The organism is Bacillus cereus group sp. Bce041 (genome assembly GCF_052646455.1).
Window position 1 is genome coordinate 1 of the sequence record NZ_JBQXON010000045.1, and the last position, 2,528, is coordinate 2,528.

The window sequence follows — 2,528 nt, forward strand, 5'->3', positions numbered from 1 at the left end:
CGTTTCACGTTGTTTGTTTCGTTCAGTTTTCAAAGAACTACTTAGTCGCTCATTTGCGACTTCCTTATGTTAACACTTTCGTTAATTGATGTCAACTAAGTTTTTTATTTCGTTTGTCGCTTTCGACGTTAATGTCATCGGCGACTTGTTATATATTACACCTCTAAAGTATAATCGTCAATACATTTTTTAAAAAACTTTATATTTTATAGATTTCATTTACGTATTTCTTCTATAAGTTATATACAAGCATCCCACAGAACAATCTATGGGGTGCTCTTCTACCATAAAAACTATTGTTCTTTCGACGGCACCGAACAACTTCCATCAGTACAAGAAAGATCGCTTCCACCCTCTGAAGAAAGTTCTTGCAACTTAGGTGCAGGATTCTCTTCTTCCCACACTTGCTGAAGTGCACCAACAAAAGTTTCAAGTGGTTGTGCACCTGAAATAGCATACTTTTGATTAATAATAAAATAAGGCACTCCCGAAATTTGATATTGCTGAGCAATCGCTTCATCAATTCTAACATCATTTGCATACGCATTTTTATCATTAATAACATTTAAAGATTCTTGCTTATCTAAACCTGAAGCTTCAGCGATAGTAGCAAGTGTATCCACATCGCTTAAATTTTTCGATTCAGTGAAATATGCAAAAAGTAAATTTTCTGTAATCTCTTTTTCTTTCCCTTGATTCTTTGCAAACTTAGCAAGACGATGCGCATCAAAAGTATTAGTCGGCTTCATCTCATCAAAATTAAAACTTAAACCCATACTAGCTGCATGATTTCCTAACTGTACGTTATTACGCTTAGCTTCTTCAATACTAATTCCATACTTTGATGCAAGTACTTCATTAATACTTGTTCCAGAATAAATTGGAGCATTTTGGTCTAATTCAAAACTTTTAAACTCAACTTCAACATCCTTCTTATGTGGAAATTGTTCTAAAGCCATCTCTAATCTACGTTTCCCAATATAGCAAAATGGACATACAAAATCCGACCATACTTCAATTTTCATAAAAAACACCTCATTAACATTTAGTTTTCAATCATTGTAGCACTGAGATTAAGGAATTCAAAAGTTTTTGCTCTATCTCCTTCATATAGTACATACAAAAACACACTTATAGCAGAATACCTAATTAACAAAAAAAAAACGATAATCAAAAGGATTAACTATTATCCCTCCGATTATCGTCTATATAAATGCAACAACTTTAATTATGCCGGAATATACTTCCCTACGAACTTCCATACAGTATTCCAATATTTATTCGAATCTACTTTCTCCGCTTCTCCATGTCCAGCACCTGGAACAATTAATTTCTCTTTTTCTACTTTTGCAGCATTATATACTTCATCTAACATTTCAAAAGGAACGAATGTATCAGCATCCCCATGAATGAACAGCATAGGTGTTTTACTTTTCGCTACTTGTTTTACAGCTGAAGCCTCTTCTAAATCGTAACCAGCTCTTAATTTAGTAACCATATTTGCCGCATTCATAACAGGAAACTTCGGTAAATGGAATAAATCTTTTAGTTGATAAGTAAATTCATCAATAACAGTTGAGTATCCACAATCTTCAATAATAACTTTAACATTAGAAGGTAAATCTTCTCCTGAAGTCATCATTACAGTTGCCCCGCCCATTGAAACACCAAATAGAGCTATTTCAGCATTAGGGTCTTTCTTCAAGATTTGTTGAATCCAAATCAAAACATCTTTACGATCATGCCAGCCCATACCAACATAATCCCCTTCACTATTTCCGTGTCCACGAAGGTCTGGTGCTATGACATTATAGCCTTGTTCATAAAAGTTACGAACATATTTCGTCATTTCTGATGCTCTACCATTGTATCCATGAACTACAATTGCCCATTTATGACTGGATGGTTCATTCATATATTCATAACCTTTTAAATTTAATTTATCGAAAGAACGTATAGTTAATGTGTTAGGTTTATACTTCGATACGAAGTTTGCATTCTTTTCTTCATTTGCAGCCAATACATCTACCGACGCATTTACCGTTTCTACTAAATGAGGATTATCTTGCAAAAATTCTTTTTCTTGTTTCGCATTTAACGCGTAGTTATAAAAATAATTCCCAACTAACATATACACGATTACTAGCAGGACTAAGACTACTATAGTAATTATACTTATCTTTTTCATATTATCTCCTTTTCTAACTTAAATCTTCTTATATTAAAGTACATCAAAAACAACTGTACTATTTTAACACATTGATGAATCCTATCTTTAAGAAATAAAATAGAAAATCTTAAATTACATATAAAGAATCACGAAAGAAATTGAATAAAACTTATATAGCTACGTACTCAAAAACCTTTTTGAAAAGCGAGAAGCACTTCAAAATATTTAGCTTTGAAAAGAAGTTATAAAACACAAAAAAGACGAGTCATTCTGACTCGTCTTAAAGTTGCTTGGCGACGTCCTACTCTCACAGGGACAAGGTCCCAACTACCATCGGCGCTAGAGAGCTTAACTTCCG

Annotated in this window: 2 protein-coding genes; both read right to left on the reverse strand. The window is 33.2% G+C overall.

Going from position 1 to position 2,528, the window contains the following annotated elements; genetic code table 11:
* Window positions 1-293: 293 nt before the first annotated feature.
* Complete coding sequence (locus tag ACUN13_RS32120; RefSeq protein WP_000687943.1) at window positions 294-1,025, reverse strand: DsbA family oxidoreductase; 732 nt, start codon at window positions 1,023-1,025, stop codon at window positions 294-296.
* A gap of 203 nt (window positions 1,026-1,228) precedes the next feature.
* Window positions 1,229-2,188: an alpha/beta fold hydrolase gene (locus ACUN13_RS32125; protein ID WP_025689588.1), complete on the reverse strand. Its 960-nt coding sequence runs from the start codon at window positions 2,186-2,188 to the stop codon at window positions 1,229-1,231.
* Between the last annotated feature and the right edge of the window lie 340 nt (window positions 2,189-2,528).